Consider the following 22480-nt stretch of genomic DNA (forward strand, 5'->3'; position numbering starts at 1 on the left):
TCAGATGTCGAATTTGACGCCCTGTGCGAGCGGCAGTTCGCGCGAGTAGTTCACGGTATTCGTCGTGCGGCGCATGTACGCCTTCCAGGCATCGGAGCCGGATTCGCGGCCGCCGCCGGTCTCCTTCTCGCCGCCGAAGGCGCCGCCGATCTCGGCGCCCGAGGTGCCGATATTGACGTTGGCGATGCCGCAATCGGAACCGCTGGCGCTCATGAAGGCCTCGGCCTCGCGCACGTCGTTGCTGAAGATGGCCGAGGACAGGCCCTGCGGCACCTCGTTCTGCAGCGCGATCGCCTCGTCCAGCGTCTTGTACTTCAGCGTGTACAGGATGGGTGCGAAGGTCTCGTGCTTGACGATGTCGGTCTGCGCCGGCATGCGCACCAGGGCCGGCACCGCGTACCAGGCCTCGGGATACTGCTCGGCCAGCGCGCGGCCGCCGCCGCTGACCTCGCCGCCCTGCTCGCGGGCCGACTTCAGCGCGGCCTGCATCGCATCGAAGGATGCCTTGTCGATCAGCGGGCCGATCAGGTTGCCGGGCTCGACCGGGCTACCGATCTTCAGCTGCGCGCGGGCGCGGTCCAGGCGGGCCACCAGCTCGTCGTGAATGCTCTCGTGCGCGATGACGCGGCGCGTCGTCGTGCAGCGCTGGCCGGCCGTGCCGTAGGCGCCGAACAGGATGCCGCGCACGGCCAGGTCCAGGTCGGCGCTGGGCGTGACGATGATGGCGTTGTTGCCGCCCAGTTCCAGCAGGCAGCGGCCGAAGCGCGCAGCGACGCGCGGGCCGACCGCGCGGCCCATGCGGGTGGAGCCGGTGGCCGAGACCAGGGCGACGCGCGCGTCGTCCACCAGGGCCTCGCCGACCGCGGCGCCGCCGATCAGCACCTGGGACAGGTGCGCGGGCGCGCCCTCATAGCGAGCGACCGCCTTCTCGAACAATGCCTGCGTGGCCAGCGCGGTCAGCGGGGTCTTCTCGCTGGGCTTCCAGACGCAGCTGTCGCCGCAGACCAGGGCCAGGGCCGAGTTCCAGGCCCAGACGGCCACCGGGAAGTTGAAGGCCGAGATGATGCCGACCACGCCCAGCGGGAGGTACTGCTCCATCATGCGATGGCCGGGGCGCTCGCTGGCGATCGTCAGGCCATGCAGCTGGCGGCTCAGGCCGACCGCGAAGTCGCAGATGTCGATCATCTCCTGCACCTCGCCCTCGCCCTCGCTGGTGACCTTGCCGGCCTCCAGCGACACCAGGCGGGCCAGCGCGGCCTTGTTGGCGCGCAGTTCCTCGCCAAAGAGGCGCACCAGCTCGCCGCGCTTCGGAGCCGGCACATTGCGCCATTGCAGGAAGGCGGCCTGCGCGCGGGCGATGGCGGCCGTCATGTCGGCGGCGGAAGCCTCGGGCACGGCGCCGAGTTGCGCACCATCGATCGGGCTGCGCACGATCAGGCTGCCGCCGGTGTAGGCCGCGCTCGCAACGCCCAGGGCGTTCAACAGGTCTTGGATTTGCTTGCTCATGGTTGGATTTTCCTTCAGCCGATGCTCTCGACCTGACGCGACTGCTGATAGGCCTTGCCGAAGCGGTTCGCCAGGAAGGCGGGCAGCTCGACCTCTTCCTGGCGGATGAAGCCGGACTGCGGCAGCTTGCCCTCGCGGAACAGGTCGACGGCGGCGCAGATGCCGGCGGCGGTGGTGATCTGGATCGCGGACAGCGGCGCCTTCGCATCGCGCTCGGCGAAGATCTTGCGGGCGAACACCTCCTGCATCAGCACACCGTTCTTCATGCCGGAGACGGTGACGAAGACCAGCACCACGTCCTGCATGGTCGCGGGCATGCTCTTGCGCATGATGTCCTTCAGCTTGTCCTGGTCGGCGGCCAGCGCCAGGTCTTCCAAGAGGAACTTCATCAGGTCGCGGTGGCCGGGATAGCGCACGGTCTTGTAGTCCAGGTTGCGCACCTTGCCGGCCCAGGTCTCGCACAGGGTGCCCAGTCCGCCCGAGGTGTTGAAGGCCTCGTACTCGGTACCGTCCAGCGAGAAATGCTCCAGGCCTTCCAGCGGCAGGGCCGAGATGAACTCGCCGCCATGGATGGCCTCGCAGGGGTGGCAGTACTCGTTGATCAGGCCGTCGACCGACCAGGTCAGGTTGTACTTCAAAGCATTGGTCGGGAAGGCCGGCAGCGCGCCGACTCTCATCTGCACGTCGCGCACCTCGTCGAAGCCCTTGGCCAGGTGATGCGCGACGATGCCGATGAAGCCCGGCGCCAGGCCGCATTGCGGCATGAAGGCGGTCTTGGCGCTCTTGGCCAGGTCCTTGATCGCCTTGGTGGCGGCCACGTCCTCGGTCAGGTCGAAGTAATGGCAGCCACATTCCAGCGCCAGCGTGGCGGCGGTGATGGCCAGGTGGTAGGGCAGCGCGTTGACTACCGCGTCCTTGCCGCGCAGCTGGGCGGCCAGGGCGGTCTTGTTTTCGGTGTCCACCTCGGCGGTGGCAATGCCCTCGGCCGCCAGCACCGCCAGGTACTTGGCGTTCTTGTCGATCACGGTGACCTGGTAGTCGCCGGTGGCGTGCAGCAGGCGGGCGATGGTCTGGCCGATATGGCCGGCGCCGAGCAGGGCGATCTTCATGGTGGGGCTCCTGATAACTGGGGTCTGGAATGCGCCGCAGTCTAGGAAGGAGCTCGGACGAAAGAAAGCGATCATTCGTCAAAATACTCCTTGATTCCGACGATATGACAAACTATCGGTTCAATTCGTCCAAACCAAGGGTTATCCATGAACGAGGCCGCCAGGGACCAGACCGACCGTCAGCTGCTCACCCTGCTGCAGGCCAATGCCCGCGCCAGCACGGCCGATCTCGCCCGCAAACTGGGCGTGGCGCGCACCACCGTGGTGGCGCGCCTGGCCAGGCTGGAGCAGTCGGGCGTGATCGTCGGCTACACCGCCAAGCTCGGCAGCGAGGCGCCGGACCGCGGCGTGCAGGCCTTCGTCGGCATCACGGTGCAGCCGCGCGCCGGGCGCGAGGTGGTGAAGAAGCTCGGCGGCTTCCCGGAGCTGCGCCAGCTGGCCTCGGTCAGCGGCGAGTTCGACTACATGGCGGTGCTGCGCGCCGAATCGACGATGCGGCTGGATGCGCTGCTGGACGAGATCGGCGACATCGAGGGCGTGATCAAGACCACCAGTTCGGTGGTGCTGGCGCTGCGCGTCGACCGCAGCGCCTGAGGAGGAAACGCCGGGTAACCCAGGTCGGCCGGGCACGGCTCTTGCGCGTTGGATCCGCATCGTCCCGCGAAGAAGGCCTGTCGCCATCATGATCAAGAGAAGCCTGAGCCAAGCCCTGCTGCACTCCCCGCGCGCCCATGCCATGGGCACCGCGCTGAAGGCCGTGACCCTGGTCGCCGCCGTCTGGGGCCTGGGCTACCCCGCCCTGCTCTGGAGCCTGGGCAAGCTGGTGCACTGACCGGGGTCAGGGCTTGCCGGCGGCCGTGATCGCCGCCCGGCCCAGGTCCGGCTGGTCCGCGAAGAAGCCGTCCATGCCGGTGGCGAGAAAGCGCTGCAGCTGGCCGGCCATGTCGCCCAGCGCCTGCCCCTCGCGGCGGAACTCGGTCGGCAGATAGGCGTTCTCGGCCCGGAAGGTCCAGCCATGCACCAGCAGGCCGCGCCGATGCGCCTCAGCCACCAGGGGCGTCGGTTCGGCGGCCAGTTGCCCGCCGACCAGCGGGATGATCAGGTTCAGGTGCGCGCCGACGCCGTCGGCATAGCGCTTGATGAAGTCCAGCCCGGCCGGCTGGACCAGGTCCGCATAGCCGCGCGCATCGCCGGCCAAGGTGAAGTCATAGGGCTTGCCGCCGGCGCTGAGCAGCTGCACCAGGCGCAGCTTGGTCTTGCCGCGCAGGTATTGCAGATTGGCCACCTCGAAGGACTGGATGAAGACCGGCGCGTCGGCGCGGTTGCCATAGGCCGCGTGCAGCGTCTCCAACAGCCGGTCCTCCAGGCGCGGCAGGCCGGCCGCGTCGGTGAAGGCCTTGAAGTAGCTCGGGTGCTTGGTCTCCGGATAGATGCCGACGCCGCGCGCCTGGGCCAGCGCGATCACCTCGCCCAGGGTCGGGATCGTGAAACGGTCGTCGTAGGCCTTGTTGGCCAGGCGCTGGTCGCGCAGGCGCTCCTGCGCGCGGATGTCGGCGCGGATCTCGGCCGCGCTGAAGTCCTCGGCGAACCAGCCCGCCATCGGCCGGCCGTCCACCTGCTTGACGCTCAGGCGCTGCGCATACTTGTCCAGCTGCCAGACATTGGTGCTGGTGTCGGTGCGATGCAGGACCGGCTTGCCGTCGGCGTCGCGCTTGATCGTGCGGCCGTCCGCCTCCAGCTCGACCCGCGCCAGCAGCGGCTCGTGGCGGGCCAGCAGCACGCCATCCTTGCTCATCACCAGGTCCGGCTCGATGTAGTCGGCGCCCTGCTCAATCGCCAGCTCATAGGCGGCCAGCGTGTGCTCGGGGCGGTGGCCGCTGGCGCCGCGGTGGCCGATCAGCAAAGGGCCGGCCAGGCTCGCGCCGGTGGCCAGGCCCAGCAGCAGGGCGGCGGCGGTGGAACGGATCGTCATCGGGAGGATCTCCTGGAAAGATTTTTTCACGCCGCGCGAATCCTTTGGACCCGCGCCCGCCTCTTAGTGCGGAGGACGGATGGTCCTCGGACCTTATCAGGAGTGCATGACATGCTCTATATGAAGACCAATCTCCCGGGCTGGGAACGGGCGCTGCGCATCGGCTGCGGGCTGTGCACCGGCGTCGTCGCGCTGGTGGCGGTGCCCGGCGTCTGGGGCTGGGTGCTGGCCGCGGCGGCGGTGGGCGCGATGGGCTCGGGCCTGCTGGGGTTCTGCCCGGCCTGCGCGCTGCTCGGGCGCCGGCTGGACCGGCAGGACCGCTGACCGACAGACAATCCGCGGCCATGGCCCTCGCCCCTCAACACCTGCCCCTGCTCGAAGCCGCCCATGGCGGCGACCTGCGGGCCATGGAACAGCTGCTGCGCGTCTGCCGGCCCGATGTGCGCCGCTACGCGCAGCGCCATTGCCTGATCAGCGATGTCGACGACGCGGTGCAGGAGTCCCTGCTGCTGCTGGCGCGGCGCCTGCGCTCGCTGCGCGCGGTGGTCGCCTTCTCCGGCTGGCTGCTGCGTGTCGTGCAGCGCGAATGCCGGCGCCTGGGCCGCCTGGCCTTCGCCTACGACCCCTATGACGAGGAAAAGCTGGAGCAATGGCTGGTCACGCATCACGACAACCACAGCCTGCGCCTGGAGCTGAGCCAGGCGCTGCAATCGCTGCCGCCGCATTACCGCGAGGTGCTGCTGCTGCGCGACTTCGAGGAGCTGGCGATCGCCGAGCGCCTCGCGCTGACGGTGGCGGCCACCAAGAGCCGGCTGCATCGGGCGCGGGAGCTGGCGCGGGAGTATCTGCTGGCCTGAGCGCTTCACCCCTCAGTTCACCGCGGGAACTCCAAGGGCATTGAGGGTAGGAGTGCTCATCAGGCCCGTATTCGGAAAGCCCTTCAGGCGCTGGAAGTAGCCGATCGACTCTTGCGTGGCGTGACTCATCACGCCATCGATCGGCCCGTCGTACAGACCCATGCGAGTCAGCGCAATCTGCACCCGCATGATCTGCAGCTTGAGCTTCTCTCCACGACTCAGGTCCGGTCCACTCGACGACTGGCCATCGCCCAAGGGCTTCAATGTCGGGGCCTTTGCATCCTGCGCCGATTCCGGCAGCAGGGCTTGTGCAGGTTGCGTGGAGTGGGGATCAACGCCGGCGGCAGGCTTGACCCGGCCCGCCGTGCTTGGCCACGGGGCCGGCTGCGAGATGGGCGGCGCCGATGCCGGGCTGGGTGGAGTCAGCAAATGCTGCGGACTTGGCGCAGGAGGCGGGGCAGCAGGGACGCGCGAATAGGAGGAGCTGCTACCGGAATAGTGCGAGCTGTGACTGGAATGGGATCTATGACTTGAATGCGAACGATGCCCCGCAAACAGATTGTCTGCATCCCGATTCAACGGCCGCAGCAGCACCGCGAGGGGTTCCGGCAAGGGTTCCAGCGAGCCCTGCTTGGCCGCGTCGTTCGCCATCGATTTCCCGGCCAGCAATGGGCTCCCTGCAAGGAAAACGGCCAAGCTTTTGATGAATCTGCTCACGCCTCCACCCTCCGGATCGGTTTGATTTTCGTAGGCTGCCATCCGCGCTCATGCCATGCGAACAATCCACAGCAGCGCGCCTTGACCTCGCAGAGCTCGCACTCGCTCGCATAGACCTGCTTCCAATCGGAAATGCTCCGGCTTGCTGCGGGCCAGAGATCCATTGGCAGGGCACATAGCGGGGCATTCATGAAAACAAAGGGAACCCGCCCGCGTCGCAGTGCCTGGCAGGATTCGACCAAGACATCGCCCCACTTGGCCAGATCGACTTCGCAAAGTTGCCGATTGGCCAGCGCAAGGCCAATGGGCTCGGCCGCCATCAAGGCCACCTCGCTGACAAACGGCAGATTGCGCGCGATGAACCGGCAAATCTCCGGCAAAGATTCGAGCACGGGAGCAATCAACACGATCCTGAGTTGAATTGACTGCCCATGCCTTTGCAACTCCAACAAACCGGCCAGCGTCTCATCGAAGGCACCCGGGCTCTGGACGACATAGTCATGCAGAAAGTCGGCATGGCCATAGAGCGGGACTAGCCACGACAAACGTGCCTCAAGTCGATGCAGCAGTGTGTGGGCCAGCGAGGGTTGGCCAAGCAGCCGGCCATTGCTGAGGAGATCAATGCGCGTGCTCGGATGGCGCTCAGCAACTAAGGCGATAAGCCTGCGCAGCTCGCTGGCGCCCAGCAGCAGAGGCTCTCCACCGGACAAGCCCAGCGAGACTGGCGAGCAGCGGATGTGATGCACGACCGCCAGCGCTTCCTCCATCAACCAGGGATCCAGCTGCGGCGTCGGTGGCTGGGAGCACATCAGACAGTAGCTGTTGCAGCGATTCGTCAGCAGCAAGGCGTGATGCAGATCCGACTCCCGGAACAACACCATCAGCTCCGGCTTGTCCGACCGGACGGCCACCACGTCGCCGTTCTCAATTCCTTTACCGCTCACCGCACCAATAGACAGGCCATTGCGACGAAGCCGCCGAAACAGTTGCCAATCCTCCGGGCCCTGACACAGCAGCAGACATTGCAGGTCCGGCCGCCATCCGGCACTCAGCTCCTCGGCCGATATGACACGATGCACCCCTTGCCCGGCCGGCTCCAGTTCGCTGACAAGTAGCCTGCGCATCGATGCTATGCCTCGATCCCCACGGGCGCAGCCCAGGCGTGGAACAAGTCCAGCTGCCAGGCATCCGCGTCGTGGAGGTACTGGAGAAACAGATCGAACAGCCAAAGATGCCGTTGGCAATGCTCGGTTGCAGCGACCGGAGCATTCAAGTTGCCAAACTGCGCCTGCGCGTCGACCGGATTCGGTGCGCAGAACAGCCGATAGGCACACCGCGAGCACTCGGCAATGGAGTCGACCAAGCTCGCCTGTCTCAGCGCCTCCAGCACCGGCGACTTCTGTAGATCTGACAATGAGGTTCCGATGCGTCCGATGCGCAGTGAGCGATCTCCGGTCTCGACCAGCATCCGCGCCTCATCGCTCGGATAGACATAGCCATCGTAGTTGTAGACCAGAACGCTTGACCCGGCTCCAGTAGGACTCTGCAGGTCGACATATCCCGCATCGAAGGGACTCAGCAGCTTGTTCAGGATGATGCTCGCGTAGACCTCGCGCAGCGCCACGCCTTGCCGGTTCCAATGCAGCACCCGATCCAAAGCCCTGCCATAGAACTCCCGGAACTCGTCCTGGCTGTAGGCGAGCCTGGTCGGATTGCGCTTGGCAAAACCGTAGCTGCTCAAGGGGCGGATGAAAAGATCACGAAACCCTCTTTGCACGTACTCGTCAACGATCGCTTCCGGCTGCTCCAGGGACGCCTTGGTCGTCGTCATCAGAGCGGACACCGCGTCTTCACCCAAGCGGCGTCGCGCAAGTGCAACGCCAGCCATGGTCTTCCTGTAGGCATCGCGCGAAGGTGTCGGGCGATTTCTGTCATGCAAGGACTCGGGACCGTCAAGACTGGTGGACAGCAGGATGCCGTGCGATTTCATGAAGTCGCACATGGCCTCGTCGAGCTGATGCAGAGTCGATGCAATCACAAAGCGCAGCCGACGACCGTTCAAATCAGGAGAACCCACAAGACGCAATACGGCTCGCTGGATCAGGTCAAAGCGAATCAATGGATCGCCGCCTTGGAATTCCACCGTCAGGACCGGTGCTGGGCTTTGCAAAATTGTGTCGCAGGCACGGTCAATGTCCGCCTCGGTCATCGAAAAGCCGGCCGAGGACAAGGCGCGGCTGACCTGGCAGTACCGGCACGAGTGAGCACATTGCAAGGTAGGCACCAGGATGTGCAACGAGGGCCCGACCGTGACCGTCTCGCGTTTTGCTGCGATGCGAGAGCGCAGCAACGTTCTCATGCCCTGGGCCCGCGGGTCCTTGAGGAAGAACCGGGCCTTCAGTGCGGCCTGCAGATTCAGCGGCAAGGCCGAGGGTCGTTCGCGCAGCAGGGCCAACTCATGCGCGCTAAGAAAGACATGGTCACCGGACTGCGAGATAGCCGCTACCGTTCCATCTCGCAATGCTCGATGCGAAAAAGGCTCGGTGACCGGCGCATAGCGTGAGTCCATCCCTGGCGACTTATCCAATCTTCTTTGCCCCGGCAAGCGTAGGGCAAAGGAATGGGAAGGGCATCAGGGCTTGCCAGCATCTAGGTTGACCTGCGGCGGCAGGCAAACCATCAACAGCTCAGTACAGCCCTCGCGTCCTCGCCATCAGCCGCGTCAACCCCAGCATCGCATCGGTGAAGGGCGTCGCGATGCCGAGCTTCTGCGCGATCTCGCGCACCGAGGCGACCAGGGCGTCCAGCTCCAGCGCGCGGCCGGCCTCGGTGTCCTGCAGCATCGAGGTCTTGAAGGCGCCAAGCTTGCGCGTCACCTCGTGGCGCTGCTCGGGCGTCTGGTCGACCGCGCAGCCGATGCGGGCGCCGATCTCGGCGGCCTCGCGCATCACGTTCGTGACGAAGCCGCGCACCAGCTCGTCGTCGAGGATGCGGTCCGCGGTCGCGCCGGTCAGGGCCGAGATCGGGTTCATCGTCATATTGCCCCAGAGCTTGAACCAGATGTCGCGCTGGATGCGCTCCGAGACCGTGGCATTGAAGCCGGCGCGCTGCAGCAGCGCGGCCAGGGCCTCGACATGGGCCGGCCGGCCGCCCTCGGGCGCGCCCAGGATCAGACCCATGCCCATCACATGCCGCACCAGCCCCGGCTCGGGCGTGGTGCAGCTGGCATGCACGACCGAACCGATCACCCGCTCCGCCGGGATCAGCGCGGCGACCGCGCCGCCCGGGTCCACCGATTCCAGGCGCTGGCCATCCAGCGGACCACCCAGGCCCTCGAAGAACCACCAGGGCACGCCGTTCATCGCCACCAGCACCTTGGTTTCGGGGCCCAGCAGGGCCCGCACCGCGGGCGCCACCGAGGCCAGCGCCGGGCCCTTGACCGCGATGACGACCAGGTCCTGCGGGCCCAGCTCCTGCGGCTTGTCGCTGGCATTGATCGGCACCGTGATGCGCTCGCCGCCGCTGCCGCTTTCCATGCGCAGCCCCTGCGCGCGCAGCGCGGCCAGGGTGGCGCCGCGCGCCAGCGCACTCAAGCGCACCTCGTCGCCCAGCTTGTGGCCCAGATGGGCGGCGAACCAGCCGCCGATGGCGCCGGCGCCCACAATGCAAATCTTCTTGCTTACCGTCATCGTCTGTAGCTCGGATCGGTCCGGTCCACCAGGCGGCGCATCGCGTCGAAAGCGTCCTGGCCGGCGCCGAACTTCGGGTTGAAATTCAGCGAGTCTCGCACGCAGCCCTCCAGCACCGGCACGGCAATCGCGCGCGGCCGCCCCATCGCCAGCGTCGCCAGCTGCACCTCGCAGGCGCGGTTCAGCAGCCACATCAGCGAGAAGGCATTGGCCAGGCTGAAGCCGATCGTCACCGGGCCATGGTTGCGCAGCAGCAGCACCGGCTTGCCGCCGGCGCTGGCCAGGATGCGCCGGCCCTCGTCCAGGTGCACGGTGATGCCCTCGAACTCGTGATACGCCACCTTGCCCCAGAGCTGGGCCGCGTAGAAGTTCGTGAAGGACAGGCCCTCGTCGCTGCAGCAGACGGCCATGGTCGGCGTGGTGTGCACATGCATCACGCAATGCGCATCCTCGCCCAGGGTCTCGTGGATCGCGCCGTGGAAGGTGAAGCCGGCCGGGTTGATCGGCCAGTCGCTGGCGCCAACGATATGGCCGCGCACATCAACCTTGACCAGATTGGAGGCACAGACCTCGCTGTAATGCAGGCCGAAAGGGTTGAGCAGGAAATGCCCGGGCTCGCCCGGCACGCGCAGCGAGATGTGGTTGTAGATCAGCTCGGTCCAGCCCAGGCGGTCGAAGATGCGGTAGCAGGCGGCCAGCTCGGTGCGGGCCTGCCATTCCTCGGGGGCGATGTGCTTGGGGCGGGGATAGGCAGCGTCGCTCATCTCAGTACCCTCCTCCCGCGCTCCTGGCGGCCTCCGGCGCCGGCGCGCCCTGCGGCCGGAACTGGCGCAGCAGCTCGCTCGCGCCACGCACCAGCAGGCCGGTGTCCAGCCCCACCGCGACGAACAGCGCGCCGGCCTCCAGATAGCGCTTGGCCAGCGCCGGATCGGTGGCCAGGATGCCCGGCGCCTTGCCGGCCGCGCGCACGGTGGCGATGCCGTCCAGGATCGCGCGCTGCACCTCGGGGTGGCCGGGGTTGCCCAGATGGCCCATCGAGGCCGACAGGTCGGCCGGGCCGAAGAACACGCCGTCCACGCCCTCCACCGCCGCGATGGCCTGCAGGTTCTGCAGACCCGTGGTGGTCTCCACCTGCGCCAGCACGCACATCTCGGCATCGGCCTGCTGCAGATAGCCCTCGACCTGGTTCCAGCGCGAGGCCCGCGCCAGCGCCGCGCCGACGCCGCGGATGCCCTGCGGCGGATAGCGGGTCGCGGCCACCAGGCGCGAGGCCTGGGCCGCGCTGTCGACCATCGGAATCAACAGGGTCTGGGCGCCGATGTCGAGGATCTGCTTGATCAGCGCCACCTCGCCCTGCACCGGCCGCAGGATCGGATGCACCGGGTAGGGCGCGACCGCCTGCAGTTGCGCCAGCATCGAGCGCACATCGTTGGGCGCATGTTCGCCGTCGATCAGCAGCCAGTCGTAGCCGCAGCCGGCCAGGGCCTCGGCCACATAGGGATCGGCCAGGCCGACCCAGAGCCCGATCTGCGGCCGGCCGGCGCGCAGCGCGTCGCGAAAGCGGTTGCGTGGCAATTGCATCAGATGCTCCTCACTGCTAACTACTCAGACAAAACGGAAGTCCAGCCGCCCCAGCGGCCCGTAGTCGGCCTCGAAACGGTCGCCGGCCCGGGCCGGCACCGGCCGCGTGAAGGAACCGGCCAGCACGATCTGGCCCGGCCGCAGCGACTCGCCCCAGGGATGCAGCTTCTCGACCAGCCAGGCGATGCCGATCGCCGGATGGCCCTGCACCCCGGCCGCCAGCCCGGTCTCCTCGACCTGGCCGTTGAGCCTCAGGATCGCGCCGCACCAGGGCAGGTCCACGGCGCGCGGGTCGATGCGCGCGCCGCCCAGCACGATGCCGGCATTGGCCGCGTTGTCGCTGATCGTGTCGTAGACCTTGCGCATCGCCTTCGTGTGGCGGTCGAACTGCTCGATGCGCGCATCGATGATCTCGATCGCCGGCGTCACATAGTCGGTGGCCTCCAGCACCTCGTCGATGCCGACCTTGGGCCCGCTCAGCGGCGCCTTCAGCACGAAGGCCAGCTCGACCTCGACCCGCGGCGCGATGAAATGCTCGGCCGGGATGTCCAGGGTCGCGCCGGGCGCGCAGTCGTAGCGCATGTAGTCCAGCAGGGTGCCGTAGTCCGGCTCGTCGATCTGGCTGGAGAGCTGCATCGCGCGGCTGGTCAGCCCGATCTTGTGGCCGATCACACGCGCGCCCACCGCGGTCTGCAGCGCCACCCAGGCGCGGCTGATGCGATAGCCGTCCTCGATGCTCATGCCGGGAAAGCGCTTGGAGAAATGCTCGAGCTGCCGGCGCTCCCGCCGCGCCGCCTCCAGCTCCGCGGCCAGCGTGTCGATCAATGCCTGCTCAAAGGCCATGTCAGTCTTCTCTCTTCCTGTTCGCAAACAGCGGATGCAGCGAGCTGTTCTTCGCATCGAAGACCTCGGGGCCCTCGTCGATCTGCAGGGTCACGCCGACCGGCCGCGCGGCCAGTAGCGGCGCGAAGAAGTCTTTCGCGCAGGCCTCCAGCGCGCGCCCGACGCCGGCATGCACGGCCGCGCTGCGCCCGCGGCCCATGCGCAGGTTCAGGTAGACAAAACCGTAGTCGCGCCCCAGGCCCGCGGCCGCGCCCGCCGCGCCGCCATCGGCCACCGCATGGTGCGGCGCCGGATAGGCCAGCACGCGCACGCCGCCGGGCGGGAACACCGGCTTTGCCGATTCGTCGCGCTGCAGCAGCATCACGTCGGCCAGCGCGCGGCACAGCGCCGTCATGTCGCAGACGGCATCGAGATTGCCGGTGTAGAGGATGACCAGATGCGGCATCGCTCAGAGCCTCCCTGCGGATGGCATGACGCCGGCCGAGGCCTGCGCCGCCGGGATCGCGCGGCCGCTGACCGGCTGCACCGGGAACAGCGCATTGACCTGGCCGGTGCCGGAGGCGCCGAAATAGGGCGTGATGATCTCGGCCCGGCCCTCGTACTCGGACCAGCCGAGCGCGCCCAGCATCATCGCGGTGTCATGCATGAAGCCCTCGCCATGGCCCTTGCTGGCGTACTCCGGCAGCATCTCGCAGAAGGTCTTCCAGTCGCCGCGCTGCCAGAGTTGCAGCACCGCATGGTCCATCTGCTCCAGCAGCGGGCTCCAGACCTTGAAGGCATAGTCCGGCGCCTGGCCGTTCTGCGCAAAGCGGTGGCTCAGCGAGCCGCTGGCGAGGAAGGCCACCGTGCCCTCGTAATGCTCCTCCACCGCGCGGCGCATCGCCCAGCCCAGGCGCGCGCTGTCGTTCAGGTAATGCGCCATGCACATCGCCGACACCGAGATGGCCTTGAAGCCCTGGTCGGCGTTCATGTAGCGCATCGGCACCAGGGTGCCGTATTCCGGGTCCAAGGTGGTCGCGTGATGCGCCAGGGTCTCGACGCAGGCCTCGTTGCAGGCCCGGGCCAGGATCTGGCCCAGCGCCGGGTTGCCCGGGAACTCGAAGGGCAGGTTGGCGATGAAATGCGGCAGCTCGTTGCTGGTGTACTCACCCTTGAAATGCGGCGCGCAGTTCAGGTGGTAGGCCGCATTGACCAGCCAATGGGTGTCGAACACGACCAGGGTGTCCACCCCCGCCTCGCGGCAGCGCCGCGCGATCTCGCGATGGCCGTCGATCGCGTCCTGGCGCGTGCCCTTGCGCGGCCCGTCCAGCTCCGACAGATAGATCGACGGCACATGGGTGATCTTGCCGACCAGTGCGAGTTTGCCCATCTCAGTGCTCCATGGCGCCACATGCCACTCGCCGCGCATGATGCGATGCACCCCATGCGTGAGTCGGGCGAAGCCTCGGGCTGCGGGCGGGGGCGTCCACTCCATGTCCCCCGGGCGCTGCGCGCCCTCCTCCTTGACTTGCGTGGCCGCCCCCACCCACATCCCGAGGCAGGCCAGCGCTCGTTTCCACGGCCAAGTCGGGGGGTGTCCCACCGCCCTGCGCCTCCCGCACCAGCGCTCTTGCCAGCAGCCACTTCATCTCAGACTCCCCAATGCGGAATGTGATGCGAGCCTAGCGAGACGCAGACGTTCTTGGGCTCCAGAAAGACCTCGTAGCTCCAGGTGCCGCCCTCACGGCCGGTGCCGCTGGCCTTCGTGCCGCCGAAGGGCTGGCGCAGGTCGCGCACGTTCTGGCTGTTGACGAAGCACATGCCGGCCTCGATCGCCGCGGCCACCCGGTGGGCACGGCCGATGTTCTCGGTCCAGACATAGCTGGACAGGCCGTAGGGGGTGTCGTTGGCCTTGGCAATCGCCTCCGCCTCGTCCTTGAACGGGATCAGGCAGGCCACCGGGCCGAAGATCTCGTCCTGCGCGATCTTCATGCGGTTGTCGACATCGGCGAACACGGTGGGCAGCACATAGTTGCCGCGCTTGAGATGGGCCGGCAGCTCGGGCGCGCCCAGGCCGCCGCACAGCAGGGTCGCGCCTTCCTTCGTGCCCAGCTCGATATAACCGCGCACCTTGGCCAGGTGGGCCGGACTGATCATCGGGCCGATGATGGTTTTCTCGTCCAGCGGGTCGCCCACCGCGATGCTGCGCGCACGGGCCGCGAACTTCTCGGCGAAGTCGGCATAGATGCTCTGCTGCACCAGGATGCGCGAACCGGCGGTGCAGCGTTCGCCGTTGTTGGAGAAGATCATGAACAGCGCCGCGTCCAGTGCGCGCTCCAGGTCGGCATCGTCGAAGACCACGAAGGGGCTCTTGCCGCCCAGCTCCATGCTGAACTTCTTCAGCCCGGCGCTCTGCACGATGCGGTTGCCGGTCAGGGTGGAGCCGGTGAAGGAGATCGCGCGCACGTCGGGGTGGCGGCACAGCGGCTCGCCGGTTTCCGCCCCATAGCCATGCACCACGTTCAGCACGCCGGCCGGCACACCGGCCTCCAGCGCCAGCTCGCCCAGGCGCGCGGCGGTCAGCGGCGAGAGCTCGCTCATCTTCAGCACCGCGGTGTTGCCGAAGGCCAGGGCCGGTGCGACCTTCCAGGTGCTGGTCATGAAAGGCACGTTCCAGGGCGAGATCAGCGCGCAGACGCCGACCGGATGGAACAGGGTGTAGTTCAGGTGCGTCTCGGTCGGGTAGGTATGGCCGTCCACCCGGGTGCACATCTCGGCGAAGTAGTGGAAGTTGTCGGCCGCGCGCGGCACCAGCTGCTTCCTGGTCTGGGCGATCACCTGGCCGGTGTCGCGCGTCTCGGTCTCGGATATCTCGGGCACATGGGCCGCGATCAGCTCGCCCAGGCGCCGCAAGACCTTGGCGCGCTGCGGCGCCGGCGTCGCGGCCCAGGCCGGGAAGGCCGCCTTGGCCGCGGCCACCGCGGCGTTGACCTCGTCCGCGCCGCCGCGCGCCACCTCGGCCAGGGTCTCCTGGGTGGCCGGGCTGACGGTCTCGAAGTAGTCGCGGCCGGCGACCGCCTTGCCGTCGATCAGATGTTCGATTCTTCTCATGATGTCCGACGCTCCTCGGCGACGATGTAGTTGACCAGGCGGCCGATGCCCTCGATCTCGGTCACGACCTCCGAGCCCACCGGGCAGTCGACCACCCCGTCCGGCGTGCCGGTCAGGATGATGTCGCCGGGGCTCAGGGTCATGAAGCCGCTGAGGAACTCGATCAGCTGCGCCACCGGGAACACCATGTCGCGCGTGCTGCCGCTCTGCACCAGCTGGCCGTCGACATGGCTGCGCAGGGCCAGGTCTTGCGGGTCGGGCACCTCGTCGGCGCCGACCAGCCAGGGCCCCAGCGGCGTGCAGGCGTCGCGGTTCTTCACGCGCAGGTTCGGCCGGTAGTAGTTCTCCAGGTAGTCGCGGATCGCATAGTCGTTCGCGACCGTGTAGCCGGCCACGAACTGCAGCGCTTCCTCGCGCCGCACGCCGCGCGCGGTGCGGCCGATCACCACCGCCAGCTCGCATTCGTAATGCATATGCGTCGCGTCGGCCGGCCGCGGCGTGCGGGCGCGGTGGCCGACCAGCGTGTTGGGGCCCTTCATGAACACCAGCGGTTCGCTGGGCGGCTTGAAGTCCAGCTCTTTGGCATGGTCGGCATAGTTCAGGCCCAGCGCGAAGATCGTGCGCGGCACGAGCGGCGGCAGCCAGATCACCGCGTCCTCGGCCAGCACCCGGCCATCGGCCAGCAGCACGCCGCCATCGGCATGCGGCGTGACGCTGTGGATCGCGCCGTTGTGGGCGATGCGGCCGGTCCTCATGCGAGCCTCCCGGCCAGCCGCACCGACAGGCTGGCACCGCCGCCCTCGATACGCAGCCGGTCGCCGGCGCGCACCCGCGGCGCGCCCTCGGCCACGCCCAGGTGCAGCAGGTCGCCGGCCTGCAGGGTCATGAAGGCCGACACATCGGCCAGCAGCCGCGCCGGCGGCCGCAGCAAGTCATCGTCGAACTCGACGACCTGGCGCAGCTCCTCGTTGACGAACACCCGCAGCGCCGTCGGCAGGGCCGGCAGCAACGCGGTGCCCAGCGGCGCAAAGCCGTCGCGGCAGCGCTGGCGGATCGCCGGCCGGTGCAGGCTGGCATGGGGCTGGCTCAAGTCCATCATCAGCCGGTAGCCGGCGACCCGCGCCAGCGCCTCGCCCTCATCCACCTTGGCGGCCGGCCGCGCCAGCACCAGGGCCACGGTGGCGCCCAGCTCCAGCTCGGCCACATCGGCATCCAGATCGATCACGGCGCCATCGGCCGCGAAGCAGTTGGCCGGCTTGAGGTAGAGCACCGGCGCGCGCGGCTCGGCCTTGTAGACCGAGGCGGCCAGGCCGCCCTCGCCCAGGCCGGCGCGCAGCGCGGCCAGGTTGCTGGCGCGGTTCAGCAGGGTGCCGTAGAGCGTGCCCGGCGGATCGGGAAGCAGGGACATGGCGGCCAATTACTTAACAAGTTAAATATCATCATAATGGCGACCTGAGCCGATTGCCAAGCGTTCTTCTTCTTCACCCTTCCGCCATGCCCGCCACCAAGCGCCCCGTCCCCGCCGCCCCTGAACCCGAAGCCATCCGCCGCAGCCTGCCGCTGCTGCTGCTGCAGGCACGCGAGGCGGTGATGGAGCATTTCCGGCCGCTGCTGCGCGAGCATGGCGTCAGCGAGCAGCAATGGCGCGTGATCCGCGCGCTGAAGAGCGAGGGTCCGCTGGAGATCGGCCGGCTGGCCGACATCTGCTCGCTGCACGGCCCCAGCCTGACCGGCATGCTGGGCCGCATGGAACAGGCCGCCTATGTGCAGCGCCGCCGCCGCGCCGAGGACCAGCGGGTCGTCATCGTCGAGCTGCAGCCGGCCGCCGAGGCCCTGTTCGAGGCGATGCGCGAGGGCATGCAGACCCAGTACCGGCTGCTGGAGAAGAAGCTCGGCAGGCAAGACCTGGCACGCCTGTACCAGACCCTGGACGAGCTGGTGGCCAAGCTGACCGAATGAGCCCGGCGGCCGATGGGGCATTCGGCCGTCCGCCTTGACCTCAAGTGCGGCTGAGGTTTGAGACTCGCGGCATTCATCCACCTGAAGGTTCATCCGCATGAATGCCGCCACCTCCGCCTCCCGCCCCCGCGCCCTGCTGGACTTCGTCAACCCCGCCAGCCTGTACGACCCGGCGCCGAACGGCTATTCGCACCTGGCGGTCGTGCAGGGCCCGGCCCGGCTGCTGCTGCTGTCCGGCCAGGGCGGCGAGGACGTCCATGGCCTGCTGTCCGAGGACTTCGGTACCCAGCTGGACCAGGCCCTGCTCAATGTGCGGCTCGCGCTGCGTGCGGCCGGCGCCGGCATCCACGATGTCGCGCGCCTGACGGTGCTGGTGGTCGACCACAGCGAGGCCCGGCTGGCCCTGCTCAGCGGCGCGCTGAAGGCGCTGTGGGGCGACGCGCCGACGCCGGCCTGCACCCTGATCCCCGTGCCGCGCCTGGCGCTGGACGGCATGCTGATCGAGATCGAGGCCACCGCCGTGCTGGCTCAGTGAGGCGCGCGGGCCTGCTCCAGCAGGCGCAGCAGCGCGTCGGCCAGCGCCCACAGGGCCTCGTCCTCGGCGGTCGGCTCGGTGGAGCGCAGCAGCCGCGCCTGCGCCAGCGCCTCCAGCGCATGGGCCAGCCGGCCGGCGCGCTCCAGCAGCGCGAGCCGAGGATCGACCGGGCCGCCGCTCATCGCGCCAGCATCAACAGGCCCAGCAGCAGGAACACGCCATAAAGCGAGCGCTGGAAGGCCTGCGGCGCCAGCCGGCCGCGCAGCCGCGCGCCCAGCCCCATGCCGGCGAAGGCGGCCAGCAGCGCCAGCGCGATGGCCAGCGGCGCGGGCCAGCTCATGCCCGGCTGCGGCCCCAGGCGCGCCGCCAACGCCAGCGCGGCCACGGTGAAGCTGAGCCCGAGCGCCTGGATCATCGCCTCGCGCTCCAGCTTCAACGCCTGCAGATAGGGCACCATCGGCAGCACGAAGACGCCGGTCGCGGCGTTCAGCGCGCCGCCCAGCAGCCCGGCCGCGGCGCCGATCCAGGCCGCATGCCGACCCGGCGCCGGCAGTTGCGGCCGCCACAGCCCGAACAGACCATAGGCCAGCAGCACCGGCCCCAGCAGCAGGCGCGCCGTCTCGCCGGCGCCGGGCCGCAGGCCCGACCAGGGGCTGAGCCAGGTGCCGGCCGCCATGCCCACCCATAGCGGCCAGAGCCGGCGCGTCAGCATCGGCGCCTGCGGCCCCAGGCATTGCGCCACATTGCTCAGCAGCGCCGGCGCCAACATCAGCGCCGCCGCCTCGGGCGCGGGCATGAACAGGCTCAGCAGCGCCATCGCCAGGGTCGGCAAGCCCATGCCGGAGACGCCCTTGACCAGACCCGCGGCGGCGAAGCTGGCAGCGATCGAAAGCAGGAGCGAGGGATCGTTGAGTTGCGGCATCGGCATGATGTGCCCATCGTCGACGCCGCGCGGCCGGCGGTCCATCGCGCAATGCCGCGGATATCCTTCGGCCATGCCGAAGCCTGCCGCCCGCCCGCATTACCGCATCGATCCCTTCGACCTGCGCCTGTTCGCCGCGGTGGTCGAGGCCGGCACCATCACCGCCGGCGCGCGGGCGGTGCATCTGTCGCTGGCCGCGGCCAGCGCGCGGCTGGCGGCGCTGGAACATGGCCTGGGCGCCGCGCTGCTGCGGCGCGCCAAGACCGGCATCAGCCTGACCGACGCCGGCCGCACCCTGCTGCGCCATGCCGGCCGGCTGCAGCGCGAGCTGGAAACGCTGCATGCCGAAATGTCGGCCCATGCGCGGGGCATGCGCAGCACCGTGCGTCTGCTGTGCAATACCGCGGCGATCAGCGAGCATCTGCCGCCGCTGCTGGGGCCCTTCCTCGCCGCGCACCCGCAGACCGATGTGGAGCTGCGCGAGCTGGCCAGCCAGGACGTGCTGCAGGCGCTGCGCCAGGAGCGCGCCGACCTGGGCATCGTCGCCGACCATGTCGCGACCGAGGGCCTGCACACCCGCGTCTTCCGCGAGGACCGGCTGGTGCTGCTGCTGCCCGCGGCCTGGGCGCGGCGCTTCGGCCGCTCCAACGCCGGAGCGGCCTTCGCCGCGCTGCTGGAGCAGCCCTTCGTCGGTCTGCCGGCCGAGGCCGGGCTGAGCCGCTTCCTGCAGCAGCGCGCGCTGCAGCATGGCCGCGGCCTGCATCACCGGGTACGGGTGCCGGGCTTCGAGGCGCTGGCCCGCCTGGTGGCCGAAGGCGCGGGCCTGGCGATCGTGCCGGCGCTGGCGGCCGCGCGGCTGGCGGGGCCGGGCCTGTGCCAGCGGCCGCTGGCCGAGGCCTGGGCCACACGCCGCCTGCTGCTGTGCTGGCCGGCCGAGGAGGAGCCGAGCGCCGGCGCCGCGGCGCTGCTGGAGCATCTGGCGCCGCCCAGGCCGTCTTGACCAAGGCCTTGGTTCAGGAGGCCTGATGCGCGACGAGTCCAGTGGTCGCAGGGCTGCGGATGCACAAGCGCTTGCCACTCGGCCCAAGCAGGAGGGCGGGCGGGCCTGATGCGGAGGTCAAGGAGGAGGGCCGCTTGCGGCCCGGGGGACACGCAGCAGCAGGCCTGCCCGCTCTCCTGCGCCCCACGGGCCACTGAAATAGACCCGCGCCGGCAAGGTCGCGGGGCCGCGGTGAGAATCGCCGCACACCAAACAAATCCCTCCCTCACGCAGGACCGCCCTCATGACCGATCTCTCCGCCTTTGCGATCACAAAGAAATGGCCCGCGCGGCATCCGCAGCTGATCCAGCTCTACTCGCTGCCGACGCCCAACGGCGTCAAGGTCTCGATCGCGCTGGAGGAACTGGGCCTGGCCTATGAGCCGCATCTGGTCGACTTCGGCCGCAACGACCAGCTCTCGCCCGAGTTCCTGTCGCTGAACCCGAACAACAAGATCCCCGCGATCCTCGACCCGCAGGGGCCGGGCGGCCGGCCGCTGGCGCTGTTCGAATCGGGCGCGATCCTGATCTACCTGGCCGAGAAGGCCGGCAGCCCGCTGCTGCCGCAAGACCCGGCCCTGCGCTACGAGACCCTGCAGTGGCTGATGTTCCAGATGGGCGGCATCGGCCCGATGTTCGGCCAGGTCGGCTTCTTCCATAAATTCGCCGGCAAGGACTACGAGGACAAGCGCCCGCGCGAGCGCTACGCGGCCGAATCCAAGCGCCTGCTGGCGGTGCTGGAGCAGCGCCTGACGGGCCGGCGCTGGATCATGGGCGAGCAGTACACGATCGCCGACATCGCGACCTTCCCCTGGATCAACAACCTGATCGGCTTCTACGGCGCCGGCGAGCTGGTCGGCTTCCAGGAATTCCCGCAGGTGCAGCGCGCGCTGCAGGACTTCCTGGCGCGGCCGGCGGTGGCCAAGGGGCTGACGATTCCCGCGCGCCCCTCCGCCGCCTGAGCGGCGCTCAGCGCAGGTTCACCAGCGTGATCTCGCCGCCGCGCCGCGCGCGGCGGCCGCGCCGGTCGCGCCACCAGAGCCACAGGCTTTGCAGCAGCAGCAGGCCGGCCAGCAGCAGCGCGATGCCGGCCGACAGATCGGCGCCGGGCAGCGCGCTGGCCGACTGCTTGACCTGCACGCCCAGCAGTCCCCACAGCAGCGCCAGGACGAAGGCCCAATGGCCGCGCAGCGCGCGATTGGCCAGCATCAGCAGCAGCGCGCCCGCCCCCCACAGCAACAGGCTCCAGGGCAGCATGCGCTCGGTGTTCAGCAACTGGCGGGCGACGATCCATTGCGCGCTGTTCATCAGCAGCGCCAGGCTCAGCCAGCCCGCATGCAGGCCCACGCCGGCGCGCAGCAGCCAGCTCTCTTCTTCACCCGAGCGCGCCAGGCGCAGCGCGGCGTAGAAGACGCAGGCCCAGGCCGCCCCGCAGCTCAGCAGCGCCAGCCCGAAGCGCTGCATCGGGAACAGCGCCATCCAGGCCGCGCACAGCGCAAAGCCCGCCACCAGCGCCGGCCGCGCCTGGCGCCAGCCCTCGCCGGCGCGGCGCTGCCGTCCGAAGGGATGCAGGGCCAGCAGCAGATCGAGCAGGAAGATCGGCGCCCAGATCGAGAAGGCGTAGCCGGCGGCAACCAGCAGGGTGGGGAAACGATCGGACAGCTGGGCGGGATCGGGACCGAACAGGCCCTGGCGCGCGAGCCAGGCCATCAGCGGCATCGCGAGCGCGCTGAGCAGGAGGAGCAACTTCATACGACACGATAGCCCGCCGGGCGGTGACGGATGTAAGCAGGCATCTCGACGCCAGGGCAGGCTCGGGCCGCGGTGTCACCGATTGCTGCACATTGCCACCGACGGTTGCGCCGCGCGTGGCGGCGGGACCGCGGCTCGGCCCGGCAAACTATCCGCCCAGGCGCCGGCTCAGCGCCGCGGCGGCGCGCTTGACCTCGGCCGCCAGGCCCGGCTTGAGCCGGCTGCTGGGCAGGCTCAGGGTCAACGCGCCGACCAGCTCGCCGCCGGCGCGGAACACCGGCGCGGCAATGCCGGCCAGGCCCTCGACGCGATCGCCGTCCAGCTCGGCCAGGCCCTCGGCACGGATCTGCTCGTAGCGCTTGCCGCGCGCGCCACCAAAGGCCAGCAGCACGCGCCCGCCGGCGCCCTGTTCCAGCGGCAGCAGATCGCCGACGCGCAGATGGTCGCGCAGCGGCTGCGGCGAATCGACGCGGAACAGGCACAGGCGCTGCTCGCCCTGGCGCACATGCAGGGCCGCGCTCTCGCGCGTGCGCGCCACCAGGGCCTGCAGCGCCGGCAGCACCTCGGCCTCCAGCGAGAAGCCGGCGGCGTACAGGCCATGCAGGCGTGCCAGCTCCGGCCCCAGCGCATAGCGCCCGTCGGCGCTGCGCTGCAGCAGCCGCCCATGCTCCAGCGAGGCGGCCAGGCGCAGCACCGCGCTCTTGTAGAGCCGGGTGCGCTCGGCCAGCTCGGCCAGGCTCAGGGCCGCATCGCCAGTGCGGAAGGCCGCCAGCAGGCTCAGCGCCTTGTCCACCGCGCCGACACCGCCGGGTGCGGCATCGGTTTCGGCCAGCGAGGGGGAGGCGGCTTTGCGAGGCATGGCGGCGGGGCTTTCGGTTGACGGCGGGCCGGATCGGCGTGATACTTTTTG

27 protein-coding genes are annotated in these 22480 nt (G+C 69.1%); 8 read left to right on the forward strand and 19 right to left on the reverse strand.

The features are described from left to right. Positions 1–1506 carry an aldehyde dehydrogenase family protein gene (locus G8A07_RS25060; protein WP_195794623.1) on the reverse strand — a complete coding sequence of 502 codons (1506 nt, stop codon included), beginning with the start codon at positions 1504–1506 and terminating at the stop codon, positions 1–3. Positions 1507–1520: 14 nt separating this feature from the next. Next, positions 1521–2615: a saccharopine dehydrogenase family protein gene (locus G8A07_RS25065; protein ID WP_195794624.1), complete on the reverse strand. Its 1095-nt coding sequence runs from the start codon at positions 2613–2615 to the stop codon at positions 1521–1523. A 147-nt stretch (positions 2616–2762) separates the two neighbouring features. Here G8A07_RS25065 and G8A07_RS25070 point away from each other — a divergent pair, with 147 nt between their 5' ends. Together G8A07_RS25070 and G8A07_RS25075 are read left to right on the forward strand one after the other, a co-directional pair. Further along, entirely contained in the window at positions 2763–3209 is a 447-nt protein-coding gene (locus G8A07_RS25070) for an Lrp/AsnC family transcriptional regulator (RefSeq protein ID WP_195794625.1), read from the forward strand. An 88-nt stretch (positions 3210–3297) separates the two neighbouring features. Next, positions 3298–3447: a hypothetical protein gene (locus tag G8A07_RS25075; protein WP_195794626.1), complete on the forward strand. Its 150-nt coding sequence runs from the start codon at positions 3298–3300 to the stop codon at positions 3445–3447. 6 nt (positions 3448–3453) lie between these two features. Here G8A07_RS25075 and G8A07_RS25080 read toward each other — a convergent pair whose 3' ends face one another. Beyond that, positions 3454–4587 (reverse strand): glycerophosphodiester phosphodiesterase family protein, encoded by a 1134-nt coding sequence (locus tag G8A07_RS25080; protein ID WP_195794627.1) that lies wholly within the window; start codon positions 4585–4587, stop codon positions 3454–3456. 111 nt (positions 4588–4698) lie between these two features. Between G8A07_RS25080 and G8A07_RS25085 the strand changes: the two genes are divergently transcribed. Further along, positions 4699–4911 carry a DUF2892 domain-containing protein gene (locus G8A07_RS25085; protein ID WP_195794628.1) on the forward strand — a complete coding sequence of 71 codons (213 nt, stop codon included), beginning with the start codon at positions 4699–4701 and terminating at the stop codon, positions 4909–4911. Between the two features lie 20 nt (positions 4912–4931). Next, a complete protein-coding gene (locus tag G8A07_RS25090; RefSeq protein ID WP_195794629.1) occupies positions 4932–5444 on the forward strand; it encodes an RNA polymerase sigma factor in 513 nt (170 codons plus the stop codon). 12 nt (positions 5445–5456) lie between these two features. Here the strand turns inward: G8A07_RS25090 and hxsA are convergent, their stop codons facing one another. The 12 genes from hxsA to G8A07_RS25150 form a co-directional block, all read right to left on the reverse strand. Further along, complete coding sequence (gene hxsA, locus G8A07_RS25095; RefSeq protein WP_195794630.1) at positions 5457–6161, reverse strand: His-Xaa-Ser repeat protein HxsA; 705 nt, start codon at positions 6159–6161, stop codon at positions 5457–5459. After that, complete coding sequence (gene hxsC, locus G8A07_RS25100; RefSeq protein ID WP_195794631.1) at positions 6158–7285, reverse strand: His-Xaa-Ser system radical SAM maturase HxsC; 1128 nt, start codon at positions 7283–7285, stop codon at positions 6158–6160. Before hxsC ends, hxsA begins: the two co-directional genes overlap by 4 nt. Before the next feature lie 5 nt (positions 7286–7290). Beyond that, positions 7291–8730, reverse strand: coding sequence for a His-Xaa-Ser system radical SAM maturase HxsB (hxsB, locus tag G8A07_RS25105; RefSeq protein ID WP_195794632.1), 1440 nt, complete (start codon positions 8728–8730; stop codon positions 7291–7293). Positions 8731–8848: 118 nt separating this feature from the next. After that, positions 8849–9850, reverse strand: coding sequence for a 2-dehydropantoate 2-reductase (locus tag G8A07_RS25110; RefSeq protein WP_195794633.1), 1002 nt, complete (start codon positions 9848–9850; stop codon positions 8849–8851). Beyond that, positions 9847–10614 carry a class II aldolase/adducin family protein gene (locus G8A07_RS25115; protein ID WP_195794634.1) on the reverse strand — a complete coding sequence of 256 codons (768 nt, stop codon included), beginning with the start codon at positions 10612–10614 and terminating at the stop codon, positions 9847–9849. The genes G8A07_RS25110 and G8A07_RS25115 overlap by 4 nt, the downstream gene beginning before the upstream one ends. Position 10615: 1 nt before the next feature. Then, on the reverse strand, positions 10616–11431 hold the full coding sequence (gene hpaI, locus G8A07_RS25120; protein ID WP_195794635.1) for a 4-hydroxy-2-oxoheptanedioate aldolase: 816 nt from the start codon (positions 11429–11431) through the stop codon (positions 10616–10618). Positions 11432–11455: 24 nt separating this feature from the next. Further along, a complete protein-coding gene (gene hpaH, locus G8A07_RS25125) occupies positions 11456–12274 on the reverse strand; it encodes a 2-oxo-hept-4-ene-1,7-dioate hydratase (RefSeq protein WP_195794636.1) in 819 nt (272 codons plus the stop codon). Position 12275: 1 nt separating this feature from the next. Then, entirely contained in the window at positions 12276–12719 is a 444-nt protein-coding gene (locus G8A07_RS25130; RefSeq protein ID WP_195794637.1) for a 5-carboxymethyl-2-hydroxymuconate isomerase, read from the reverse strand. Between the two features lie 3 nt (positions 12720–12722). Next, positions 12723–13643, reverse strand: coding sequence for a 3,4-dihydroxyphenylacetate 2,3-dioxygenase (hpaD, locus tag G8A07_RS25135; protein WP_195794638.1), 921 nt, complete (start codon positions 13641–13643; stop codon positions 12723–12725). A 260-nt stretch (positions 13644–13903) separates the two neighbouring features. Continuing rightward, a complete protein-coding gene (gene hpaE / locus G8A07_RS25140; protein WP_195794639.1) occupies positions 13904–15364 on the reverse strand; it encodes a 5-carboxymethyl-2-hydroxymuconate semialdehyde dehydrogenase in 1461 nt (486 codons plus the stop codon). Then, positions 15361–16119 carry a fumarylacetoacetate hydrolase family protein gene (locus G8A07_RS25145; protein ID WP_195794640.1) on the reverse strand — a complete coding sequence of 253 codons (759 nt, stop codon included), beginning with the start codon at positions 16117–16119 and terminating at the stop codon, positions 15361–15363. Before G8A07_RS25145 ends, hpaE begins: the two co-directional genes overlap by 4 nt. Continuing rightward, positions 16116–16772, reverse strand: coding sequence for a fumarylacetoacetate hydrolase family protein (locus tag G8A07_RS25150; protein ID WP_195794641.1), 657 nt, complete (start codon positions 16770–16772; stop codon positions 16116–16118). The genes G8A07_RS25145 and G8A07_RS25150 overlap by 4 nt, the downstream gene beginning before the upstream one ends. Positions 16773–16858: 86 nt before the next feature. On the opposite strand from G8A07_RS25150, the gene hpaR reads away from it, so the two are divergent. Continuing rightward, positions 16859–17323, forward strand: a complete 465-nt coding sequence (gene hpaR, locus G8A07_RS25155; protein ID WP_195794642.1) for a homoprotocatechuate degradation operon regulator HpaR — start codon at positions 16859–16861, stop codon at positions 17321–17323. A 97-nt stretch (positions 17324–17420) separates the two neighbouring features. Beyond that, positions 17421–17858 (forward strand): RidA family protein, encoded by a 438-nt coding sequence (locus G8A07_RS25160; protein WP_195794643.1) that lies wholly within the window; start codon positions 17421–17423, stop codon positions 17856–17858. Here the strand turns inward: G8A07_RS25160 and G8A07_RS25165 are convergent. Beyond that, positions 17852–18040 carry a hypothetical protein gene (locus tag G8A07_RS25165; RefSeq protein ID WP_195794644.1) on the reverse strand — a complete coding sequence of 63 codons (189 nt, stop codon included), beginning with the start codon at positions 18038–18040 and terminating at the stop codon, positions 17852–17854. The genes G8A07_RS25160 and G8A07_RS25165 overlap by 7 nt on opposite strands. After that, positions 18037–18855, reverse strand: coding sequence for a sulfite exporter TauE/SafE family protein (locus G8A07_RS25170; RefSeq protein ID WP_249937137.1), 819 nt, complete (start codon positions 18853–18855; stop codon positions 18037–18039). Before G8A07_RS25170 ends, G8A07_RS25165 begins: the two co-directional genes overlap by 4 nt. On the opposite strand from G8A07_RS25170, the gene G8A07_RS25175 reads away from it, so the two are divergent. Next, positions 18854–19780: a LysR substrate-binding domain-containing protein gene (locus G8A07_RS25175; RefSeq protein ID WP_195794645.1), complete on the forward strand. Its 927-nt coding sequence runs from the start codon at positions 18854–18856 to the stop codon at positions 19778–19780. The two genes, G8A07_RS25170 and G8A07_RS25175, sit on opposite strands and share 2 nt — an antisense overlap. A 283-nt stretch (positions 19781–20063) precedes the next feature. Beyond that, the gene (locus G8A07_RS25180; protein WP_195794646.1) at positions 20064–20780 is read left to right on the forward strand and encodes a glutathione S-transferase N-terminal domain-containing protein; all 717 of its coding nucleotides are present in this window, start codon (positions 20064–20066) and stop codon (positions 20778–20780) included. Positions 20781–20787: 7 nt separating this feature from the next. Here the strand turns inward: G8A07_RS25180 and G8A07_RS25185 are convergent, their stop codons facing one another. Both G8A07_RS25185 and G8A07_RS25190 read right to left on the reverse strand, forming a co-directional pair. Beyond that, positions 20788–21570 carry a hypothetical protein gene (locus G8A07_RS25185; RefSeq protein WP_195794647.1) on the reverse strand — a complete coding sequence of 261 codons (783 nt, stop codon included), beginning with the start codon at positions 21568–21570 and terminating at the stop codon, positions 20788–20790. Positions 21571–21718: 148 nt separating this feature from the next. Further along, positions 21719–22429 carry an IclR family transcriptional regulator gene (locus G8A07_RS25190; RefSeq protein ID WP_195794648.1) on the reverse strand — a complete coding sequence of 237 codons (711 nt, stop codon included), beginning with the start codon at positions 22427–22429 and terminating at the stop codon, positions 21719–21721. Positions 22430–22480 lie beyond the last annotated feature (51 nt).

This window comes from Roseateles sp. DAIF2 (assembly GCF_015624425.1).
Classification (GTDB): domain Bacteria; phylum Pseudomonadota; class Gammaproteobacteria; order Burkholderiales; family Burkholderiaceae_C; genus Kinneretia.

Bases quoted from the DNA above. Each gene is read 5' to 3' on its own strand.
- G8A07_RS25060 (WP_195794623.1), bottom strand. From the start codon at position 1,506: ATGAGCAAGCAAATCCAAGACCTGTTGAACGCCCTGGGCGTTGCGAGC.
- G8A07_RS25065 (WP_195794624.1), bottom strand. From the start codon at position 2,615: ATGAAGATCGCCCTGCTCGGCGCCGGCCATATCGGCCAGACCATCGCC.
- G8A07_RS25070 (WP_195794625.1), top strand. From the start codon at position 2,763: ATGAACGAGGCCGCCAGGGACCAGACCGACCGTCAGCTGCTCACCCTG.
- G8A07_RS25075 (WP_195794626.1), top strand. From the start codon at position 3,298: ATGATCAAGAGAAGCCTGAGCCAAGCCCTGCTGCACTCCCCGCGCGCC.
- G8A07_RS25080 (WP_195794627.1), bottom strand. From the start codon at position 4,587: ATGACGATCCGTTCCACCGCCGCCGCCCTGCTGCTGGGCCTGGCCACC.
- G8A07_RS25085 (WP_195794628.1), top strand. From the start codon at position 4,699: ATGCTCTATATGAAGACCAATCTCCCGGGCTGGGAACGGGCGCTGCGC.
- G8A07_RS25090 (WP_195794629.1), top strand. From the start codon at position 4,932: ATGGCCCTCGCCCCTCAACACCTGCCCCTGCTCGAAGCCGCCCATGGC.
- hxsC (WP_195794631.1), bottom strand. From the start codon at position 7,285: ATGCGCAGGCTACTTGTCAGCGAACTGGAGCCGGCCGGGCAAGGGGTG.
- hxsB (WP_195794632.1), bottom strand. From the start codon at position 8,730: ATGGACTCACGCTATGCGCCGGTCACCGAGCCTTTTTCGCATCGAGCA.
- G8A07_RS25110 (WP_195794633.1), bottom strand. From the start codon at position 9,850: ATGACGGTAAGCAAGAAGATTTGCATTGTGGGCGCCGGCGCCATCGGC.
- G8A07_RS25115 (WP_195794634.1), bottom strand. From the start codon at position 10,614: ATGAGCGACGCTGCCTATCCCCGCCCCAAGCACATCGCCCCCGAGGAA.
- hpaI (WP_195794635.1), bottom strand. From the start codon at position 11,431: ATGCAATTGCCACGCAACCGCTTTCGCGACGCGCTGCGCGCCGGCCGG.
- hpaH (WP_195794636.1), bottom strand. From the start codon at position 12,274: ATGGCCTTTGAGCAGGCATTGATCGACACGCTGGCCGCGGAGCTGGAG.
- G8A07_RS25130 (WP_195794637.1), bottom strand. From the start codon at position 12,719: ATGCCGCATCTGGTCATCCTCTACACCGGCAATCTCGATGCCGTCTGC.
- hpaD (WP_195794638.1), bottom strand. From the start codon at position 13,643: ATGGGCAAACTCGCACTGGTCGGCAAGATCACCCATGTGCCGTCGATC.
- hpaE (WP_195794639.1), bottom strand. From the start codon at position 15,364: ATGAGAAGAATCGAACATCTGATCGACGGCAAGGCGGTCGCCGGCCGC.
- G8A07_RS25145 (WP_195794640.1), bottom strand. From the start codon at position 16,119: ATGAGGACCGGCCGCATCGCCCACAACGGCGCGATCCACAGCGTCACG.
- G8A07_RS25150 (WP_195794641.1), bottom strand. From the start codon at position 16,772: ATGTCCCTGCTTCCCGATCCGCCGGGCACGCTCTACGGCACCCTGCTG.
- hpaR (WP_195794642.1), top strand. From the start codon at position 16,859: ATGCCCGCCACCAAGCGCCCCGTCCCCGCCGCCCCTGAACCCGAAGCC.
- G8A07_RS25160 (WP_195794643.1), top strand. From the start codon at position 17,421: ATGAATGCCGCCACCTCCGCCTCCCGCCCCCGCGCCCTGCTGGACTTC.
- G8A07_RS25165 (WP_195794644.1), bottom strand. From the start codon at position 18,040: ATGAGCGGCGGCCCGGTCGATCCTCGGCTCGCGCTGCTGGAGCGCGCC.
- G8A07_RS25175 (WP_195794645.1), top strand. From the start codon at position 18,854: ATGCCGAAGCCTGCCGCCCGCCCGCATTACCGCATCGATCCCTTCGAC.
- G8A07_RS25170 (WP_249937137.1), bottom strand. From the start codon at position 18,855: ATGGCCGAAGGATATCCGCGGCATTGCGCGATGGACCGCCGGCCGCGC.
- G8A07_RS25180 (WP_195794646.1), top strand. From the start codon at position 20,064: ATGACCGATCTCTCCGCCTTTGCGATCACAAAGAAATGGCCCGCGCGG.
- G8A07_RS25185 (WP_195794647.1), bottom strand. From the start codon at position 21,570: ATGAAGTTGCTCCTCCTGCTCAGCGCGCTCGCGATGCCGCTGATGGCC.
- G8A07_RS25190 (WP_195794648.1), bottom strand. From the start codon at position 22,429: ATGCCTCGCAAAGCCGCCTCCCCCTCGCTGGCCGAAACCGATGCCGCA.